The organism is Streptomyces sp. NPDC008150 (assembly GCF_042956945.1).
Lineage (GTDB): Bacteria > Actinomycetota > Actinomycetes > Streptomycetales > Streptomycetaceae > Streptomyces.
On record NZ_JBIBHJ010000004.1, the window covers coordinates 465,678 to 485,089 of the forward strand.

Below are 19,412 nucleotides of genomic sequence, written 5' to 3' on the forward strand. Positions count from 1 at the left end.
CGAGCGCCGGGCCGGGGCCGGGAACCGGGAGTCCGCTCTCCCGTCTCAGAAAGTGCGACAGAGCATGGCGGCCACGCGGCACAGGTCCACTGCCCGCCGCTTGGTGAGGTCCGCCTGTCCTCCGTGCCGGAGGACGCCCGCATGGCACTGCATGGTGTCGATCGTAGGGACGGACAGGCGGGCGTGTCACCGCCGTGTCGTATTTTGAGACGTCATCGTCCGGTGAGTGAGACGCCCGGGGTCGGCACCCCTCGGGGGCGGGTCACCGGTGGCCGCGCCGCCCGCCCCTCGGCCCCGCCGGCCCCACCGCATCTGCGGTACGGACGACCGGGTCTCGCCAGTCGGACAGGTGTCCGAGCCGGTCACTCCGCGAGATTGACGTTCGCGCCCTTCACCGAGATGTCGACGCCGTCCTTGGCCGCCGTGACCTTGTCGAGCTGGATGCCGCCCGGGAGCTGCTCGATCCGCTGCTCGAAGTCGACCACCGAGCGGATGCTGTCCTCGCCGAAGGTCACCCCGTCGAAGGTGGGCAGCTTCACCGCGCGCACGCGCACCGTGTCGCCGTGCACGGAGACCGCGCTCAGGACGGAGACCCGGGGCAGCGTCCTGCCGAGCAGGGTCGCTTCGAGGGTGACCTTGATCCGGCCGTCACCGCCGTCGGAGAGGCTCGCCACCCGCACGTCGAAGCCCGGCACGACCTGCGTGCTCTCGGACTTCGCGGCCTTCAGCAGCTCGGCGTAGGTGATGCGCGCCGAGCCGGTGGCGGTGTCGGCGGTCGCGGAGCTGAAGCTGCTGCCGGAGAACCGCAGCCCCTTCAGCTTCGCCTCCAGGTCGTCGATCCGGACGGTCGTGCCCTTGTCGTCCCCGGTGGCCGCCTCGTACTGGCTGATGTCGACGGTGACGTCGTTCAGCTTGCGGTTGGCGACCTGGGTGAGGAACGGGAAGCCCTTGATGTCGACGTCCGGGGTGGCCGACAGGTTCTGCGTGGTCTTCAGCTTGTCCGCGGCCTCGCCCTCGGCGAAGTGCAGCGCCAGCCTGTCGGCGACGACGAAGAGCACGCCGAGGATGACGACGAGGATCAGAAGTATTCGCAGCCCGCGCATGTGTCGGTGTCTCCCACCATCGCCCACTGGTTCGCTCACGGTCAGGTGACCGGTGAGCGCGAGCGTAACCCTGGGTTCCGGGACCGCCGGGAAATTGTCGATCGTCTGTGACAGTGGGGCGCGCGCGGCGGAAGGGGCTGGTGGTACGGGCGGGACGGCCCGCGGAGCCGCGGCCGGGGAGGGCGGGTGCCGTCCCCGGCTGCGGGTTCCGGGTCAGCCCAGGACGCGGCCCAGCGCGTAGACCGCGGGCGCGGCGGCCGCGAGCGGCAGCGCCACGCCGGCCGTGAAGTGCACGAAGCGGGACGGGTAGTCGTAGCTCGCCGCGCGGTGGCCGACCAGGGCGCAGGCGGCGGCGCCGGCGCCGAGCAGGGCGCCGTTCGCGCCGAGGTCCGTCGCCGCGCCGACCGCGATGCCGGCGCCCGCGCCCGCGAGCACCGAGACGACCACGGAGGCCGGGGTCGGCAGCGGCAGCGCGCGGGCCAGGATCGCGACGGCGACGGCGGCGGCCCCGACGGTGACCGCGTCCGGGTCGGCCGCCAGGTGCCCGGTCGCGACGATCGCGAGGGCGGCGGAGCACACCGTCGCCATCAGCCCGTACATCCGCTCGTCCGGCTCGGCGTGCGACCGCAGGTGCAGCACCAGGCAGAACAGCACCCACACACCGAGCGTCCCGAGGATCGCGGCCGGCGCGTGGTCGCGTCCCGCCGCCAGCAGCGCCACGTCCGAGACGAGCGCGCCGAGGAAGGCGACCGCGATGCCCTGCCGGGCGGGCCACATCCCGTTGAGCCGGAACCAGCCCGCCGCGGTGACCGCCTGGAGCACGACGAGCGGCACGAGCAGCGCGTACGAGCCGACGGCCGCCGCGCCGGACATCAGCAGGGCCAGCAGCGCGGTGAGCGCGGCCGGCTGCATGCCGGGCTCGATGATCGGCGACCGCCCCTCGGCGCGGGCGCGCTGCGCGTCGGTGACCCGCGCGTTGCCCGCGAGGGTGGCGGGGCCCCAGGTCTCGCCCGCCCCGGTCCCGGTGCCGTTCGCCGGTGCGGCGGGTGCCGGGGCCGCGGGCGCGGCCTGCGGCACGGGCGCGGGTGCCGGGCGCTCGCCCGCCTCCGGCGGCAGCGGCCGGCGCATCGCGTCGGCGAGGACCGGGCCGGACGGCGCCGCGTGGCCCTGCGGCGCGGGGGGCTCGTCGTAGTTCTGCGGCGGCAGGTAGGCGGTCTCCGTCATGTCGACGGCGGGCACCGGCGGCTGGATCTGGGTCTCCCAGGTCTGCCCCTGCCACTGCTGGGTGTGCCCGCCCGCGTGCGGATCGGCGTACGCGTGCCCGGCGGCCGCGCCGGCGGAACCGGGGTCCCCGGGCCGGCCCCACGAGGACTGCTGCGGGTCCTGCGGCTGCTGCTGCGGGTTCTGGTGCTGGTAGGGCTGACCGGTCCAGGACGGCGCCTGTTGCTGCCCGGCGGCGTGCTGACCGTGCCCGTCCTGCCGGCCGCCCGGGTAGGCGTCGTACGCCTGCGGGTCGGCGCCGTAGGACTGCTGCCCGTTGTAGGGCTGCTGCTGCCCCGCGTACGGCTGCTGACCGTCGTACGCGGCCTGCCCGCCGTACGGCTGCTGTTGCTGCTGCTGGTACCCCTGGGCGGCGTGGCCGCGCGGGTTGTCGTACCCGGCGGATCCGGCGGGGTACCCGTACCCAGGGGCGCCGAACTCCTGTCCCGGGGCGTCCTGCCGGGGGCCCCGCGGGTCCTGTGCGCCCTGCGGGTCCTGGTCCGGCCGGCCGTGCCTGCCGTGTCTGCCCGCCGGGCGGGGGGCCGAGTCCTGCGGGCCCCCGTACGCCCGGTGGCCGCCGTGGCCGCCCCGGCCCTCGTAGCCCTGGCCCTCGTAAGAGGAGCCGTCAAACGGCTGGTTGGTCATCGCTCACCCTCCTGCGAACGGCGGGAGCACCTCGACCGTGCCGCCCTCGGCCAGCCGTACCGTCTCATGCCCGCGGCTCCCCACGGGGTCACCGTCGATCAGGAACGAGCAGCGGCGCAGCACCCGGACGAGTTCGCCGGGGTGCTGTTCGCGGGCCGCGTCGAGGGCGTCCGCGAGCGTGACCGCCTCGTACGACTCCTCCGCGGTACCGGCCGCGGCCTTCGCGGCGGCCCAGTAGCGCACCGTGACCTTGGGCATCTCGTTCCTTCGTCGATGGCGGGCGCAGCGCCGGAGGCACACGCCCCTTCGGGACACGGGCCAGGCTAGCCCGCCCGCCGCACCGCCCAGTCCGCGATGCGGCGCAGCAGGGCCTCGTCGGAGGCGTTCTCGGCGTGGCCCATGCCCGGTTCCACCCAGAGTTCGGCGTCGTCGCCGGCGGCCGCCGCCAGCATCCGGGGGTGGTCGAGGGGGAAGTAGCCGTCGCGGTCGCCGTGCACGACGAGCAGCGGGACGGGGGCGATCAGGGCCGCCGATTCGGCCGGGGAGAGCGGCACCGGGTCCCAGTCGCGGTGGTGGATGCGCACGCGGAAGCCGTAGCGGCCGACCAGCCGGCCCGTGGGGCGGGTCACCAGCCAGTGCAGGCGGCGCATGGGCGCGGTGCCCCGGTAGTACCAGCGGGCGGGCGAACTCACCGACACCACCGCGTCGGTGGCCGCGGCGGCGGCCCGCTCGGCGTCCGCGGGCTGGGTGGGCCGGGCGCCGCCGAAGCCGTCCTGCGGGCGGTGCTTCCCGTACAGGGCCGCGTGCCGCAGGACCACCGAACCGCCCATCGAGAAGCCGACGGTGATCACGCGCTCGTGGCCCATGCCCCGCGCCCAGGCGACCGCGGCGGCCAGGTCCAGCACCTCCAGGTCGCCGACCGTGGACCGGCCGCCGGAGGCGCCGTGGCCCCGGAAGGAGAAGGTGACGACGGCCCCGTACCGCGCGAACGTCTCGGCGACCCGGCGCACGTGGGGGCGCGCGGCGTCGCCGGTGAAACCGTGCGCCACGACGAACACCGGGTCACCGGAAGGTGGCCTTCCGGAGTCGTATACGGCAGGTCCGGGCTCGTATACGGCCTCGATCGTCACGCCGTCGACCGTGCCCAGAAACGTCCGGACCGGCACTCTTCCGGGTGTCTCAGAGTGCGGACGAACCATGGATCGTGCCGTATGACCTGCCGGACCAGTACTCATGTGGGCTATTCTGCTGGGCGAAGGACTCGGGCAGCGAAGCCCCCGGGTCCTTTTGTGCTTTCGAACGCGTTGTATACGAAACGGGAAACCGCAGGTGTACGGCCGCCGCAGATCGCGCGACGGGCCCCCAGGACGTGGGACCCGTACCGTACGAAGCAGTGCCGCAGACTCCCCCGTCGCCCGTGAGGGCGTGGGAGGTGCCCCCGTCGCAGGGACCGAGGAGGAACCAGACGTTATGGGCGAGCAAACCGTGCACGGACGTATGACGACCCGGGCAGGTGGAGTGCGATGAGCTCTCTGCTGCTCCTGACCAATGCCCTCCAGCCGTCGACGGAGGTGCTCCCCGCCCTCGGTCTGCTGCTGCACAACGTGCGGGTGGCCCCCGCCGAGGGGCCGGCCCTCGTGGACACCCCGGGCGCCGACATCATCCTCATCGACGGGCGCCGCGACCTGCCCCAGGTCCGCAGCCTCTGTCAGCTCCTGCGCTCGACCGGGCCGGGCTGTCCGCTCGTGCTCGTGGTCACCGAGGGCGGCCTCGCCGCCGTCACGGCCGACTGGGGCATCGACGACGTCCTGCTGGACACCGCGGGACCGGCCGAGGTCGAGGCGCGGCTGCGGCTCGCCATGGGCCGCCAGCAGATCGTCAACGACGACTCCCCGATGGAGATCCGCAACGGCGACCTCTCGGTGGACGAGGCGACCTACAGCGCCAAGCTCAAGGGGCGCGTGCTCGACCTCACCTTCAAGGAGTTCGAGCTCCTGAAGTACCTCGCGCAGCACCCGGGCCGCGTCTTCACCCGCGCCCAGCTGCTCCAGGAGGTCTGGGGCTACGACTACTTCGGGGGCACCCGGACCGTCGACGTCCACGTACGGCGCCTGCGCGCGAAGCTCGGTCCCGAGCACGAGTCGCTGATCGGCACCGTCCGGAACGTCGGTTATCGATTCGTTACCCCGGAGAAGCCCGACCGGGCCGAACGGGCCGCCGAGGAGGCCAGGGCCAAGGCGGAACGGGCAAAGACGGACAACCAGGACGAGGCGGCCGCGCTCGACGCCGCCGAGGTCACGGCCGAGGCGTAGCCCGGCCGACGCGTACGCGGACGGGCAGGCACGGGGTCCCGGTAAGCCCTGCCCGGTACGGATCCATCCGCGTAGACTCCGCGCGTGGCCAAGGTGACTCGGGATGATGTGGCGCGACTCGCGGGGACGTCGACCGCCGTCGTCAGCTATGTCATCAACAACGGACCGAGGCCGGTCGCTCCGGCCACCCGCGAACGCGTTCTCGCGGCGATCAAGGAGCTGAGCTACCGCCCGGACCGGGTCGCGCAGGCCATGGCCTCGCGGCGCACGGACCTCATAGGACTGATCGTCCCCGACGCCCGCCAGCCGTTCTTCGCGGAGATGGCGCACGCGGTCGAGTGGGCCGCCTCCGAGCGCGGCAAGATGGTCCTCGTCGGCAACAGCGACTACGTCGGTGAACGCGAGACCCACTACCTGCGTGCCTTCCTCGGCATGCGCGTCTCCGGCCTGATCCTCGTCAGCCACGCGCTCAACGACATGGCCGCCGCCGAGATCGAGGCGTGGGACGCCCGCGTCGTCCTGCTGCACGAGCGGCCCGAGTCGATCGACGACGTCGCCGTCGTCACCGACGACCTCGGCGGCGCGCAGCTCGCCGTGCGGCACCTGCTGGAGCACGGCTACGACTACGTCGCCTGCATGGGCGGCACCGCGGACACCCCCGCCGTCGGCGACCCGGTCTCGGACCACGTCGAGGGCTGGCGGCGCGCCATGGCGGAGTTCCAACTCCCCACCGAGGGACGCCTCTTCGAGGCCCCGTACAACCGCTACGACGCCTACCGGGTCGCCCTCGAACTCCTCGCGGGGGACCGCCGTCCGCCGGCGATCTTCTGCTCCACCGACGACCAGGCCATCGGCGTGCTGCGTGCCGCGCGCGAACTGCGCCTGGACGTGCCGGGCGAGCTGGCCGTCGCCGGGTTCGACGACATCAAGGAGGCGGCGCTCGCGGACCCGCCGCTGACCACGGTCGCCTCCGACCGCTCGGCGATGTCCCGGGCGGCCGTGGACCTCGTCCTCGACGACGGTCTGCGGGTGGCGGGCTCGCGGCGCGAGCGCCTGCGGGTCTTCCCGTCGCGGCTGGTGCTGCGCCGGTCCTGCGGCTGCGCCTGACGCCCCGCCGCGCGGCGCCGCGGGGCCTGACCTGCCCGTACACGTCACGGTGGCCGCGCCCGCCCCCGCGGGCACGTCACCCGTCGCGCGAAACCCCGATTTTCCGGGCCTCCAGCGGCTTTATATCGGGCATACGAGCTTCTGTCGGGCTTCTCAGCGGGGACTCAGGTACCTCTCATGATCAAGGGACAGGCTCTGTTCCATGACCGAGAGCATCCGCCGCAGCGGCGAGTACGAGCCCCAGGGTGACGGCCACCAGGCCGCGTACCCCCAGCAGCAGCACGCCTCTTCTCCCGTGAACCCCGAGTGGGCTCCCCCGACGGTCCAGCAGCCCGCGGCCCAGCAGCCGCCCGCGCAGCCGGTCGCCGTGGAGCCCGGCACCACGGTCTGGCCCGCAGGGGCCTCCTCCGCCGGGTCCGCCCCGGCCCCCGGTTCCGTCCCGCCCGCGCCGACCGCCCCGCCGGCCGGCTTCCCGGCGGACGGCGTCTCCCACCACCACGGACACGGCGCCCACGCGGCGCACGGCGCGCACGCGGCCCACGGCGGCGACGGCGGCCACGGCGGCGGCACCGCTCTCCTGCCCGCCTACGGCGCCGAGCCGGCGCCCGCGCCGAGGAAGCGCGCGAGGGGCCCGCTGGCCCTGCTGGCCGCCGTGGCGATCGCCGCGGCCGTGGTCGGCGGCGGCACCGCCTACGGCATCCAGGAACTGACCGGCCACGACACCGTCAGCTCCAGCAGCACCAGCACCGACGTCGTGCCGTCGAGCGCCAAGGGCACCGTCTCCGGTGTCGCGAAGGCGGTCAGCCCGAGCGTCGTCGAGATCAACGCGACCTCGTCCGCGGGCGAGTCGACCGGTTCCGGCGTGATCATCACCGGCGACGGCGAGATCGTCACGAACAACCACGTGATCTCCGGCGCCACGTCGGTCAAGGTCTCCACCAGCAACGGCAAGTCGTACACCGCGAAGGTCGTCGGCACCGACAGCAAGAAGGACCTGGCCCTGATCAAGCTGGAGAACGCCTCCGGACTCACCGCCGCCACCCTCGGCGACTCCGCCGGCGTCGCGGTCGGCGACGAGGTCGTGGCCATCGGCTCCCCCGAGGGTCTGACCGGCACCGTCACCAGCGGCATCGTCTCGGCCCTGAACCGCGACGTGACCGTCTCCACCGACGAGAGCCAGAGCCAGGGCGAGAGCGGCGGCCAGGGCGGCGACCAGCAGTGGCCGTTCGAGTTCGGCGGCCAGCAGTTCAACGGCGACACCGGCTCGTCCACCACCACCTACAAGGCGATCCAGACCGACGCGTCCTTGAACCCGGGCAACTCCGGCGGCGCGCTGATCGACATGAACGGCAACATCGTCGGCATCAACTCCGCGATGTACTCGGACAGTTCGTCCGACTCCAGCTCGTCGTCGAGCGCGGGCAGCGTCGGTCTCGGCTTCGCCATCCCGATCAACACGGTCAAGGCCGACCTCGCCACGCTGCGGTCCGGTTCCACGAGCTGAGGGCCCGCCCGCGAGGCCGGGCAACGGAAAGAAGGAGTACGTCATGATCACTCAGGTCACCCACACCGTGACCGGCGCCGACCCGGCCGGCTTCGCCCTGGCGCTGGAGGTGGCCCGGACACTGCACGCCCCGGCCACCCGGGCGCCCGAGGTGGCCCCGGCCGCGACCCGCCGCCCCGCCGCCGCCCGGTCCCGGCGCCGCGCCGCCCGCGCCGCCTGACGGCACGGTCCGCACCCGGCGGTACGGCCCCACCCCCACGCGGCACCCCGCACGGCCACCGTCGCGCACCGTCACCGCCCCGCACCGGTCCTCGACCGCGGCGGACGGGAAACGTGCGAGGCTGAAAGGGCCGCACGACCGGAGCACCCGGCCCCGCCCGGCCTCTCCGGCCCCCGTCCCATCGCACCCGAGGAAGCCCAAGCCATGAGCCCCGCCGAAGGCGACCGTGACATCCAGCGCATCCTGATCGTCGACGACGAGCCGGCCGTGCGTGAAGCACTCCAGCGCAGCCTCGCCTTCGAGGGGTACGACACGGAGGTCGCCGTCGACGGCGCGGACGCGCTGGACAAGGCGACCACCTACCACCCCGACCTGATCGTCCTCGACATCCAGATGCCGCGCATGGACGGCCTCACCGCCGCCCGCCGCATCCGCGGCACGGGCGAGACCACGCCGATCCTGATGCTCACGGCCCGCGACACGGTCGGCGACCGCGTCACCGGCCTCGACGCGGGCGCCGACGACTACCTCGTCAAGCCGTTCGAGCTGGACGAGCTGTTCGCCCGGATCCGCGCGCTGCTGCGCCGCAGCTCGTACGCGGCCTCGGTGTCCGAGCAGGCCCAGCAGGACGAGGCGCTGACCTTCGGCGACCTGCGCATGGACCTCGCGACGCGCGAGGTGACGCGCGGCGGGCGGCCCGTGGAGCTGACGCGCACCGAGTTCACCCTGCTGGAGATGTTCATGGCGCACCCGCGCCAGGTCCTGACCCGCGAGCAGATCCTCAAGGCGGTCTGGGGCTTCGACTTCGAGCCCTCCTCCAACTCCCTGGACGTGTACGTGATGTACCTGCGCCGCAAGACCGAGGCCGGCGGCGAGAACCGTCTCGTGCACACCGTGCGCGGCGTCGGCTACGTGCTGCGGCAGGGCGGCGCCGAGTGAGCAGGGCCTCCCGGCGGCTGCGCGCGCTGCCGATCAGATCGCGGCTCGCGCTGCTGGTCGCGGCGGCGGTCGCGTTCGCGGTGGCGGCGGTGTCGGTGACCTGTTGGTTCATCGTGCGCGGGAAGCTGTACGACGAGCTGGACAACGACCTGCGCAGCACGGTGCGCGGCGGTGTCCCGTACGCGGCGATCAATGAGGCCACCCACCCCTGCACCACGACCGTCGACGACACCTCGGACGGCTTCGACCCGCACCCGAACTCGACCTACTACCAGATCGTCCAGTCGAACGGCACGGTCTGCCTGTTCCCCTCCTCGGCCGGCAAGGTGACGGTCACCTCCGACGACAAGGACGTCGCCAAGTCGCCGACCTACGGCCAGGGCATCCTGCGCAACGGCACGGACAACAAGGGCAGTTCGGTCCGAATCCTCACCGTGCCGCTCCAGGTCAGCGCGCCGGGCGGCCCGCAGGCGGTGCAGGACGCCGCGCTGATGATCGCCGTCCCCCTGAAGAACACCGACTCCACCCTCAACGAACTCGCCCTGCTGCTCCTCCTCGTCTCCGGCATCGGTGCCCTCGGGGCGGGCGCCGCCGGGCTCGCCGTCGCACGCGCCGGGCTCCGGCCCGTCGACCGGCTCGCCGAGGCCGTGGAACACGTCGCGCGCACCGAGGACCTGAGCATCCGCATCCCCGTCGAGGACGAGAGCGTCGACGAAGTGGCGCGCCTGTCCCGCTCGTTCAACTCGATGACGTCCTCGCTGGCCAGTTCCCGGGAGCTCCAGCAGCAGCTCATCGCGGACGCCGGGCACGAGCTGCGCACCCCGCTGACGTCGCTCCGTACCAACATCGACCTGCTCACCCGCAGCGAGGAGACCGGCCGGCCGATCCCGCCGGACGACCGCAAGGCGCTGATGGCCTCGGTCAAGGCGCAGATGACCGAGCTGTCCTCGCTCATCGGCGACCTCCAGGAGCTGTCCCGGTCCGACTCCGGTCCGAACGGCGACAAGACCGTGCACGTCGTGGCGCTGGAGGACACCGTCGAGGCGGCGCTGCGCCGCGCCCGGCTGCGCGGTCCCGAGCTGACCATCACGGCCGACCTCCAGCCCTGGTACGTCATGGCGGAGCCGACCGCGCTGGAGCGCGCGGTGGTCAACATCCTCGACAACGCCGTGAAGTTCAGCCCCGAGGGCGGCACGATCGACGTCGTGCTCGCCGACGGTGTGCTGACCGTGCGCGACCACGGGCCCGGCATCCCCGCCGAGGACCTGCCGCACGTCTTCGACCGCTTCTGGCGCTCCCCCACCGCGCGTGCCCTGCCCGGTTCCGGCCTCGGTCTGTCCATCGTGGCGCGCACCGTCGAGCAGGCGGGCGGCCAGGTCACCCTGGGCCGCGCGGACGGCGGCGGCACCGTCGCGACCGTACTGCTGCCGGGGGCGCCCGAGCCGCCGCCGGAGCTGCCGACCGCGTCGGGGGCCACCCGCGCCGAGTAGCGCGGCGCGGGCCTTTCCCAGGCTGCCCCTGTCCCGCTGCCAGCCCCGGCACAGCGGCGCGGGGCAGCGTGGGGGGATGACGGCGACGGCGCACACCATCCTGCTGGCCGACGACGACCGCGACGTCCGGGACTCCCTCGGCCGGCTCCTGCGGTTCGAGGGGTACGAGACGCTGCTCGCCGCGGACGGCCGCACGGTCGTCGACCTCGTGGGCGCACCGGACGGCGGGCCCGACCTGGTGCTCATGGACGTCACGATGCCCGGCCTCGACGGGCTGGCCGCGACGCGCCGCATCCGGGCCTCCGGGTCGGTCGTGCCGATCCTGATGATCACCGGCCGGGGCGCGGTGGGCGACCGTATCGTCGCCCTCGACAACGGCGCCGACGGCTATCTGATGAAGCCCTTCGCCACCGAGGAACTCCTCGCCCGGGTGAGGGCGTTGCTGCGCCGCGACGGCCGCCGGACGGCCCCTCCCGCCGAGCCCGAGGCGGACCGGCGGATCGAGTTCCAGGACGTCAGCATGGACCCGCGCTCCCGGACCGTCGTGCGCGGCGGCCGGCCCCTCGTCCTGACCAGGACCGAGTACGCGCTGCTGGAGTACTTCCTGCGCCACCCCGGCAAGGTCCTGGGCCGCTCCCGCATCCTGCGCGACGTGTGGGGCTTCGACTTCGAGCCCGCCTCCAACACCCTGGACGTGTACGTGATGTACCTGCGCCGGAAGCTGGAGAGCCGCGGCGAACCGCGGCTGCTCCAGACCGTGCGGGGACTCGGTTACGTCCTGCGGACGGCGTGAGGGAGGCGGCCCTCCGTCCGGCCCGCCCCTCGCGCGTCCGGGCCCGCGAGCGTCGCGTACGTCCCGCCGAGGGCCATCAGCTCGTCGTGCGTGCCGGTCTCCACCAGACGCCCGCCGTCGACGACGAGGACGCGGTCCGCGTCGGGGGCGAGGCTCAGATCGTGCGTGATCATGATCGCCGTACGCCCCGCCATCAGCCGCCGCAGCGGCGCGACGATCCGGCGGGCGGCCACCGAGTCGAGGCCCGCGGTCGGCTCGTCGAGGACCAGGACGGGTGCCGGGCGGAGCATGGCGCGGGCGACGGCGACGCGCTGGAGCTGGCCGCCGGAGAGGATCGCGGTGCCCGGGGCGATCTCGGTGTCGTACCCGTCGGGCAGCGCGGTGACGAAATCGTGCGCCGCGGCGGCCGTCGCGGCCCGTACGACGTCGGCGTCGCTCGCGCCGGGCCGCCCGCACGCGATGTTCTCGCGGATCGTGCCGCGCAGCACCAGGGTCTCCTGGGGCAGCAGGGCGACGTTCTCCCGCAGGAACTCCAGCGGTACGTCGGTCAGCGGCACCCCGTCGAGGCAGACGACGCCGTCGGACGGGTCGTAGAAGCGCAGCAGGAGCTTCGACAGGGTGGACTTGCCGGCGCCGCTCGGCCCGGTGACCAGGACGAGTTCGCCGGGGGCCGCGGTGAGGGAGAGGCCGGTGAGCGCGTCGCGGTCGCCGCCCGGGTAGCGGAACGAGGCGCCGTGCACGCCGACCCACCCGCGCACCGGCCAGGGGGTGACCGGGTCGGCGGGGTCGGTGACGGCGGGCCGGGCGTCCAGGATCTCGTGCAGCCGCTCGGCGCCGGCGGTCGCCGCGGTGACGGTCAGGCCGAGCTGTCCGAGGTCGCGCACGGGCGGGTAGAGGTAGCCGAGGAACGCGGCGAAGGCCAGCAACTGGCCGAGCGTCATGCGCTGTTGCGAGATCTCCCAGGCGCCGAGCCCGATCACCGCGAGCACGCACAGCGTCTCGACGACCTCGACGAGCTGGGCGTACTTCTCGCTCGCGCGGGCGCCGCGCACACTGGCGCGCAGCCAGGCACGGGCCTCGCGGTCGAGCCGCTTCTCCTCGGCGGCGCGGCGGTTGTAGGCCTGGGTGAGGACGATGTTGCCCAGGGCCTCCTCGACGACGGAGGTGATCGCGCCGTCGGCGGTCCGCTCGTCCTGGGACGCCTCCTTGATCCGGCCGGAGAAGCGGCGGGCGACGACCAGGAACAGCGGCGCCAGCACGAAGGTGGCCAGGGCCAGGTCCCAGCGCAGCCAGAGCGCGGCGGCGGCGTAGAAGAGGGCGGAGAACACGGCGGACACGGCGCCGACGACGCCGGACACCACCATCTGCTCGATCGCCTCGACGTCCCCGGTGAGGCGTTCGACGAGGTCGCCCCGGCGGTGCCGCTGGAAGAAGTCCGGCGGGAGCGACTGCACGTGCCGGAACACCTTGGCGCGCAGCCGCAGCACGAACCGCTCGGCGGTCCGCACGGCGAGCGAGTTGCCGAAGTAGCCGACGAGCGCCGCCACGACGGCCGCGGCGAGCCAGCCCCCGGCCGGGCCCCAGAACGCGGCGAGCGAGCCCGAGCCGAGGGCGTGGTCGGTGAGCCGCGCGAAGAAGAGGATCGACGCGGTCTCGGCGAGCGCGGCGACCACCACGCAGCCCACGACCGCCGCGAGCGGGGCGCGGTCACCGCGCGTCAGCGGCCAGAACCGCGCGAACGCTTCTTTCGTCTCGCGCACGGTGCACACTCCAGGATCTCGACGCAAGCGATTCGGATGCGGTCCGGACCCGATCCGGATGCGGTCCGGATGCGGTCCGGATGCGGTCCGGTGATTTCCCGCACGTTTTTCCGCGGGGAATTGAGTGACGTGCCGCACACGCCCGAGGCGGGGCGCCGGATTTCCGGGCCCCGCCTCGATGCCGGGAACGAACGCCGCTCCCTACTTGTGGCCCACCGGGCGCTTCGGCGCGGCGTGACGGGGGGCGGCCTTCTTCTTGGCGACCGGCTTCGGGGCGGCCTTGGGAGCGGCCTTGCGGGTCTGCTTGACCGGGGTGATCTTGTGGAAGCTCATGACTTCTCCTCTGCACCGGGTTGCACCGGATCGGTTTCTCCGTCTGCCGCAAGCGCTGTTCGCTTTCGACATGGAAAACACTACGGGAGCCCCGGAACGAAAAAGACCAATTCGGCTGAGACCTCGATGAATTACCGCTGAGCCCGATTTTCAGACGGTTCACGGAACCCGAACGCATTTCACACAGACTTTATGACGAGCCTTATACGGAATTCACCCGTGGAATTGAGGGGCGGCGCACGGCCGGTGCTGCCGTCGTCAGTTCCCCGCCGCCAGACCGGAGCCCGTGAGCCGCACGCGGATGCCGTCGTGCTCCACGCGCACGTCCCGCAGCCGGAGCTCGCCGTTCGGGGGCTTCGGAAGCCGGAAGGCGAGGGAGATGCGGTCGGCGAGGTCGGGGCGGGTGAGACGGGTGAGCCCGTCGAGCAGTCCGGGGTCGACCCCGAGGCGGCTCAGCACCTCGGGGTGGTCCGCGGCCAGGTCGACCAGGTTCAGCCCCATCACCTCGTGCGCGAAGCGCGGGGTGCCGGTGAGCGCGGCGAGCCTGGTGTCGGAGCGCAGCGCCCCGCGCACGGTCGCGTCGGGGACGCCCAGCGCGTGCACCACCGCGGGCACCGAGAGCAGCGCCTTCACCTGCCGCTCCTCGTCGGCCAGTTTCGCCGCCCAGGCGGGCGTGAGGTGCAGGCCCTCGGAGGGGCGGGTGCCGGGCCGGTAGGTCGCCACGTCCCCGATGTCCAGGCTCATGTCGCCGATCCGGGTCCCGATGCCGCGCTCGCCGTCGCGCCGGACGGTGGCGTCGGCATGCAGCCGCAGGTCGTGCCCGGCGACGGGCAGCGTGCCCAGCGCGCGCACCCGGTGGTCGCCCGCGTCGGTGAACGTGACCTGGGAGGCGCCGAGTTCACGGTTCAGGTCGTCGAAGGAGAGCAGCACGTCCCCGGACACCCTCGGCACGCGGACGCCCGTGACCGAGGTGGGCCCGTCGCCGTCGATCCGTACGTCGTGCAGGGTCGCCGTGACGGCGGCCAGGGTGACCCGGTCCGCCGCCACGTCGGGAACGGTCACGCGCACCGAGTCCAGTCGCCGGTCCGCGAGTTGGGTCAGGAAGGGGAAGCCCTGGATGTCCACCTCGGGCGCGGCGGTGAGGTGCAGCCTGTCCTTGAGGGTGTCGGCCGCCCGGTGCTCGGCGTAGAGCACGGCCCAGCGGTCGGCGAGCACGAGGAACGCGGCGACGACCACGAGCGCGACCACCGACCGCAGCGCGAACGGCAGCCCGGAGAACAGCGACCGCAGACGGCTCCGCCGCCGGCCGCGGCCCTGACGGCGGCCGCCGCGGCGGTGGTTGGGCGGGGACCACACGTCGTCCCGGTCCGCCCGGCGGCCGGCGATCTCACCGACGTCCCACGCAGCGTCGTCGCCGGTGCCGGTGCCGGTGCCGGTGCCCTCCGGTTTCCCCGGTTCCTCCGGGGCCGGTGTCCCGAAGAACTCGGCGAGGAGCCTCTCGTCGTCCGCCGCGCCCGGCTCCCACGCGCCGGACCCCTCGGCGGAGTTCGTGCCGTATTGCGAGGCTGTGCGGTGAAAAGTGCCCATCGTTCCATCCGACCACGCACCCCGCCCCCGGCCGCAACTCCCGCCCGCCCGATGCGACCCAGGTCACGGTCCCGGGCGGCGGCCCGGCCCGGAGGAGGGCAGCGCGAAGCACCGGGGCGCCCCGGTGCCGCCACGGCGACGACGCACCCGGCGCACTCACCCGCCGTACCGCCACAGCTCTTACCCTCGTACCCATGACCAGCGACGACAGCGCCCCCGGCGCCCCTGCCCGATCGATCGACACCTACACCGCTCTTTCGTCCGAGCAGGCCGAGGCCGTGCTCGGCCTGCTCGCCGAGGCGGCCCGCACCGACGGACAGCAGGCCGTGTCCGAGCAGGGCCGCCTGCAACTGCGCGGCGGCGAACGCGAGGGCGTCACCCACCTGTTGCTGACCGCGCGCGGCGAACTCGTCGGCTACGCACAGCTGGAGGACACCGACCCGGTCGAACCCCCGGCCGCCGAACTGGTCGTGCACCCCTCGCACCGCGGCCGCGGCCACGGCCGGGCGCTCGGTTCGGCGCTGCTCGCCGCGTCGGGCCGGCGGCTGCGGGTGTGGGCGCACGGCGGCCACGCGGCGGCCCGGCACCTCGCCCAGGTGCTCGGCCTCGCGCTGTTCCGCGAACTGCGCCAGATGCGGCGCCCGTTGGCCGGCCTCGACCTGCCGCCGCAGGCGCTCCCGGACGGCGTGACGGTACGGACGTTCGTACCGGGCCAGGACGACGCCGACTGGCTCGCGGTGAACGCGGCGGCCTTCGCCCACCACCCGGAGCAGGGCTCGCTGACCCAGCGCGACCTGGACGACCGCAAGGCCGAGCCGTGGTTCGACCCGGAGGGCTTCTTCCTCGCCTTCCGCGACGGCCAACTGGTCGGCTTCCACTGGACGAAGGTCCACGCGGAGGAGGGCCTCGGCGAGGTCTACGTGGTGGGCGTACTGCCCGGCGCCCAGGGCGGCGGCCTCGGCAAGGCCCTCACGGCGACCGGCCTGCGCCACCTCGCGGACCGGGGACTGCCGACGGCGATGCTGTACGTCGACGCCGACAACAAGCCGGCGGTCTCGGTCTACGAGCGCCTCGGCTTCGAGACCCACGAGACGGACCTGATGTACCGCACGGAGAGCTGAGCGGCCGGACCCGGAGGGGACGCCCCCGCCGCTCCCGGCCGCGGGCTCACCCTCCCGGCGTGCCCCGCGGCCGGACCCGTCGGCGCAGGGGTTCCGGCAGGCTCAGCGTCCACGTCACGGCTCCGGCCGCGAGGACGGCCGCCCAACGCCCGTGGGCGGCCGTCCAGTCCCGCGCGGCGGGCCCCGGCGGCAGCAACTCCCAGCGGTACGGCAGGAGAAGCGCCACCAGCGCCAGGAACAGCAGCGCGACGGCGACACCGGACCCCGGCTCGGGCCGGTCCGTCGTGCGCACGGCCAGCGCGCCGAGCCCGAGCGCCAGGACCGCCACGGCCCCCGCCTCCAGGGTGACGGCACCGACGGGCGGCCTGACCCCGGCGGGCACGAGCAGCAGGGCCAGCGTCCACCAGAGAGCAGCCGCGGGCACCACCGGAACCGTGCGCAGCAGCAGCCGCACCACGGGCCGCACCGGGACGGTGGCGGTGGTGTTCCGTGCCGGGTCGTCCAGGAGGAAGGCGATGCCGGTCCCGCCGGCGAGCGCGGCGCACCGCAGCAGTTCGAGGCACGCCCAGGGGCTGTCCGCCGGCCCGGACAGCCGGGAGGCGGCGGCGATCAGCAGACCGGCCGCTCCCGCGCCCACCGGGAACCGCGTCGGCACGGCCCGCCACAGCGGCACCGCGAGGGCCCGCACCACTCCGCGCCGGGCACGCCGCCCGTCCGGCCCCCGCCGCGCCCCCGCCGCGGCTTCCGCCTCCGGCTCCCGCGGAGCGGGCCCCGCGGCCGTCCCGGACGTCACCGTTCGCATGAGTCGTTCCCCCGCGGCACGGCCACGCCGAGCAGCGCGGCGGCCCGCGCGGTGGACGTCCCCCGCGTGGTCAGTTCCGTCCAGTTGCTCCGGACCTTCGCGGCGACGGAACCGTACGGCTGCCCCAGCGCCTCCCGCACGACGGTCGTCTCGCGGGCGCTCATGGACAGCGGCTCGGTGGGGGTGAGCACTGCGGCGCCCCCGGAGAGGCTGTCGTCGATCCGCACGTCGCGGAAGCTGTCGAGCGGCGCGGGCTCCTTCGCCAGGGCCAGCCACATCGCGGTGACCATGGGGGCGCCGCACAGGTCGTAGGCCGCCTTCTCGTCACCGGCGACCAGCGTGGTGGCGACCCCCACCGCGAACTCGGGGACCCGGTTGCCTCCCCATCGCGTGCCGACCGACACCCGGCCCGGCCGGTCGTCGGGAAGGAGGTCGTAGTCGCTGGTGAGGTCCGCCGTCTCCAGCACGTGCTGCCGCACGGTCAGCGGGGCTCCGGCGGCTTCCGCCCCGGCCGTCGCCCGCACGCGGTCCACCACCGCGGCCCAGTCGTCCCGCAGGCCGTTCCACTCCGGGAAGGAGCAGTACACGGACCCGTCGAGGGTGACGCACGACTGCACCTTCCCGGGCGTACGGGCGGCCGTCCGCCGTGCCTCGGTCACCGAGGTCGGGGTGCCACGCGACTGCCCGGCCACACCGACGACCGTCGCGGCCAGCGCGACCACCGCCGCCGCCCGCACCGCACGGCTCCGCCCGCCCGCCCGCAGCAGCGCGCCGCACAGCAGCAGCGCGGCGAGCCCGGCCAGGTACAGAGCGTGCCAGGCGGCCGGACGGCCCAGCAGGGCCGAGGGCAGCGGGACGCCGCCCTCCTCGGGCAGCGTCAGCATCAGCCAGGGCCGCCAGCCCCCGGCGCCCGACTCGTCGAACCCGATCACGGGGAGGGCGCACACGGCCACCACGAACAGCACCGGGCCCAGCGGCGACGGGAAGACCCGCGCCAGCAGCACCCCGGCGCAACCGCCGAGCAGCACCACCAGGGGGCCGACGGCCAGCTCGGCGGGAGAACCGTGGCCCACCGCACCGGGCCTGAGCGCGGTCACGGTGAACCGCGCGAGGACCACCAGCGCCGTGAACGCGACGAACGGCAGGACGGACAGCCCGTGGGCCAGGGTGCGCCGCCACGGCTCGACGACCAGCACGCCGAACTGCTGCTCGGTGTCGTGCCGTCTGCCGCGCAGGACGGCCCTGTTGACGCAGACCAGCAGCACGAGCGCGAAGAGCAGCGGCGTCGTCTGGGTCGCGCGGTCGGCGTCCTGGAGGACGGGATAGTCGTTCATTCCGTCCTGCGGGCCGAACAACGCCCAGGCGTTCAGGGCCACAAGGAGCAGGGCGCCGAGCAGCACGCCGATCTGGAGGGCCAGTTCGCGTGCCTCGAAGCGGGCGAGGGCGAGCACCGCCGACGACCGGCGTCCGCGTACCGCCCCCGCCGTCAGGGGCACGTCGGTGGTGACCGTGGCACTCACGCGGCCACCCCCGCACCGTCGCCGCTGCCGTCCAGGGTGAGCAAGTAGCCGTCCTCCAGGGTCGGTTCGAGCAGTTCGGCGCCGGAGGGCGGGTCGCCGACGTTGCGGAAGGCGCCGGTGCCGGTGCGCCAGCCCGCGCGGGCACCCGGGGCCCGTTCGGTGCCGCTCCACACGCGTCCCGCCGCCCGCGCGGTCAGTTCGGCGGGCGTCCCGTCGAACCGGACGCGGCCCGCGTCGAGGACCACCACGCGGTGGCAGAGCATCGCCACGTCCTCCGTCTGGTGCGTGGACAGCAGCACCGTGCGGCCCTCGCCCTCGCGGGCGATCACCTCCCGGAACCGCATGCGCTGCTCCGGGTCGAGGCCGACCGTCGGCTCGTCCAGGACCAGGAACTCCGGGCCCCCGACGAGGGCGGCGGCCAGCGCGACCCGCTGGCGCATGCCGCCCGACAGCCGCTTGAGGCGCTTCGCGCGCACGTCGTCCAGCCCCACCTCACCGAGCACCCGGCGCACCTCGCCGTGCCGTGCGGTGCGGTCGGTCAGCTCCTTCAGGATCGCCACGTAGTCGACGAACTCGAAGGCGGTGAAGTCCGGGTGGTAGCCGGGCGTCTGCGGCAGGTACCCGAGGGCGCGCCGCACCTCCTGCCGGCCGGCCGAGGTCGACGGGTCGTGGCCCAGCACGGTGAACGCGCCCCGGTCCGGCGGCAAGGCCGTGGCCAGCACCTTCAACAGGCTTGTCTTTCCTGCCCCGTTGGGGCCGAGCAGCCCGGTCACGCCCGGCGTCAGCCGCAGCGACACGTCGTCCAGGGCGGCCGTGCCGCCGAACCGCAGCCCGATCCCGGAGGCGGAGACGGTCGTACGGCCGCTCATGCGGGACTCCCGGCGGCCGGACGGACGGCTGCACGGGCGGCAGCGCG

The 19,412-nt window shown here is 74.1% G+C and carries 19 protein-coding genes; 8 read left to right on the forward strand and 11 right to left on the reverse strand.

Annotation, left to right across the window (positions count from 1 at the left end):
* Nucleotides 1-45 precede the first annotated feature (45 nt).
* From ACFZA0_RS13850 to ACFZA0_RS13870, 5 genes are all read right to left on the reverse strand, one after another.
* Complete coding sequence (locus ACFZA0_RS13850; protein ID WP_391015212.1) at nt 46-153, reverse strand: putative leader peptide; 108 nt, start codon at nt 151-153, stop codon at nt 46-48.
* A gap of 209 nt (nt 154-362) precedes the next feature.
* Nucleotides 363-1,103 (reverse strand): LmeA family phospholipid-binding protein, encoded by a 741-nt coding sequence (locus tag ACFZA0_RS13855; RefSeq protein WP_391015215.1) that lies wholly within the window; start codon nt 1,101-1,103, stop codon nt 363-365.
* A 213-nt stretch (nt 1,104-1,316) separates the two neighbouring features.
* On the reverse strand, nt 1,317-3,008 hold the full coding sequence (locus tag ACFZA0_RS13860; protein WP_391015218.1) for a hypothetical protein: 1,692 nt from the start codon (nt 3,006-3,008) through the stop codon (nt 1,317-1,319).
* A 3-nt stretch (nt 3,009-3,011) separates the two neighbouring features.
* Nucleotides 3,012-3,266: a MoaD/ThiS family protein gene (locus ACFZA0_RS13865; protein ID WP_391015221.1), complete on the reverse strand. Its 255-nt coding sequence runs from the start codon at nt 3,264-3,266 to the stop codon at nt 3,012-3,014.
* Between the two features lie 65 nt (nt 3,267-3,331).
* The gene (locus ACFZA0_RS13870) at nt 3,332-4,243 is read right to left on the reverse strand and encodes an alpha/beta fold hydrolase (protein WP_391015224.1); all 912 of its coding nucleotides are present in this window, start codon (nt 4,241-4,243) and stop codon (nt 3,332-3,334) included.
* Nucleotides 4,244-4,531: 288 nt separating this feature from the next.
* Here ACFZA0_RS13870 and ACFZA0_RS13875 point away from each other — a divergent pair, with 288 nt between their 5' ends.
* The 7 genes from ACFZA0_RS13875 to ACFZA0_RS13905 all read left to right on the forward strand — a co-directional run bounded on the left by ACFZA0_RS13875 (nt 4,532) and on the right by ACFZA0_RS13905 (nt 11,373).
* Nucleotides 4,532-5,320, forward strand: coding sequence for a winged helix-turn-helix domain-containing protein (locus ACFZA0_RS13875; RefSeq protein ID WP_391015227.1), 789 nt, complete (start codon nt 4,532-4,534; stop codon nt 5,318-5,320).
* Nucleotides 5,321-5,404: 84 nt separating this feature from the next.
* On the forward strand, nt 5,405-6,427 hold the full coding sequence (locus tag ACFZA0_RS13880; protein ID WP_391015230.1) for a substrate-binding domain-containing protein: 1,023 nt from the start codon (nt 5,405-5,407) through the stop codon (nt 6,425-6,427).
* Between the two features lie 202 nt (nt 6,428-6,629).
* Nucleotides 6,630-7,931, forward strand: coding sequence for a trypsin-like peptidase domain-containing protein (locus ACFZA0_RS13885; RefSeq protein ID WP_391015233.1), 1,302 nt, complete (start codon nt 6,630-6,632; stop codon nt 7,929-7,931).
* Between the two features lie 43 nt (nt 7,932-7,974).
* Complete coding sequence (locus tag ACFZA0_RS13890; RefSeq protein ID WP_391015236.1) at nt 7,975-8,151, forward strand: hypothetical protein; 177 nt, start codon at nt 7,975-7,977, stop codon at nt 8,149-8,151.
* 204 nt (nt 8,152-8,355) lie between these two features.
* Nucleotides 8,356-9,090, forward strand: a complete 735-nt coding sequence (locus tag ACFZA0_RS13895; RefSeq protein WP_391015240.1) for a response regulator — start codon at nt 8,356-8,358, stop codon at nt 9,088-9,090.
* The gene (locus tag ACFZA0_RS13900; protein ID WP_391015243.1) at nt 9,087-10,580 is read left to right on the forward strand and encodes an ATP-binding protein; all 1,494 of its coding nucleotides are present in this window, start codon (nt 9,087-9,089) and stop codon (nt 10,578-10,580) included. The genes ACFZA0_RS13895 and ACFZA0_RS13900 overlap by 4 nt, the downstream gene beginning before the upstream one ends.
* Nucleotides 10,581-10,656: 76 nt before the next feature.
* Nucleotides 10,657-11,373: a response regulator gene (locus ACFZA0_RS13905; protein WP_391015246.1), complete on the forward strand. Its 717-nt coding sequence runs from the start codon at nt 10,657-10,659 to the stop codon at nt 11,371-11,373.
* Here ACFZA0_RS13905 and ACFZA0_RS13910 read toward each other — a convergent pair.
* From ACFZA0_RS13910 to ACFZA0_RS13920, 3 genes are all read right to left on the reverse strand, one after another.
* The gene (locus ACFZA0_RS13910) at nt 11,352-13,133 is read right to left on the reverse strand and encodes an ABC transporter transmembrane domain-containing protein (RefSeq protein ID WP_391015248.1); all 1,782 of its coding nucleotides are present in this window, start codon (nt 13,131-13,133) and stop codon (nt 11,352-11,354) included. The genes ACFZA0_RS13905 and ACFZA0_RS13910 overlap by 22 nt on opposite strands.
* Nucleotides 13,134-13,334: 201 nt before the next feature.
* Complete coding sequence (locus ACFZA0_RS13915; RefSeq protein ID WP_391015251.1) at nt 13,335-13,466, reverse strand: hypothetical protein; 132 nt, start codon at nt 13,464-13,466, stop codon at nt 13,335-13,337.
* A 258-nt stretch (nt 13,467-13,724) separates the two neighbouring features.
* Nucleotides 13,725-15,053, reverse strand: a complete 1,329-nt coding sequence (locus ACFZA0_RS13920) for an LmeA family phospholipid-binding protein (protein WP_391015254.1) — start codon at nt 15,051-15,053, stop codon at nt 13,725-13,727.
* A 194-nt stretch (nt 15,054-15,247) separates the two neighbouring features.
* Between ACFZA0_RS13920 and mshD the strand changes: the two genes are divergently transcribed.
* The gene (gene mshD / locus ACFZA0_RS13925; RefSeq protein ID WP_391015257.1) at nt 15,248-16,174 is read left to right on the forward strand and encodes a mycothiol synthase; all 927 of its coding nucleotides are present in this window, start codon (nt 15,248-15,250) and stop codon (nt 16,172-16,174) included.
* Between the two features lie 46 nt (nt 16,175-16,220).
* On the opposite strand, the gene ACFZA0_RS13930 is transcribed toward mshD, so the two are convergent.
* From ACFZA0_RS13930 to ACFZA0_RS13940, 3 genes are read right to left on the reverse strand one after another with little or no spacing between them, the layout of a single operon-like run.
* Nucleotides 16,221-16,976, reverse strand: coding sequence for an ABC transporter (locus ACFZA0_RS13930; RefSeq protein WP_391015260.1), 756 nt, complete (start codon nt 16,974-16,976; stop codon nt 16,221-16,223).
* A complete protein-coding gene (locus ACFZA0_RS13935; protein ID WP_391015263.1) occupies nt 16,964-18,496 on the reverse strand; it encodes an ABC transporter permease in 1,533 nt (510 codons plus the stop codon). Before ACFZA0_RS13935 ends, ACFZA0_RS13930 begins: the two co-directional genes overlap by 13 nt.
* Nucleotides 18,493-19,365 carry an ATP-binding cassette domain-containing protein gene (locus ACFZA0_RS13940; RefSeq protein ID WP_391015265.1) on the reverse strand — a complete coding sequence of 291 codons (873 nt, stop codon included), beginning with the start codon at nt 19,363-19,365 and terminating at the stop codon, nt 18,493-18,495. Before ACFZA0_RS13940 ends, ACFZA0_RS13935 begins: the two co-directional genes overlap by 4 nt.
* Nucleotides 19,366-19,412 lie beyond the last annotated feature (47 nt).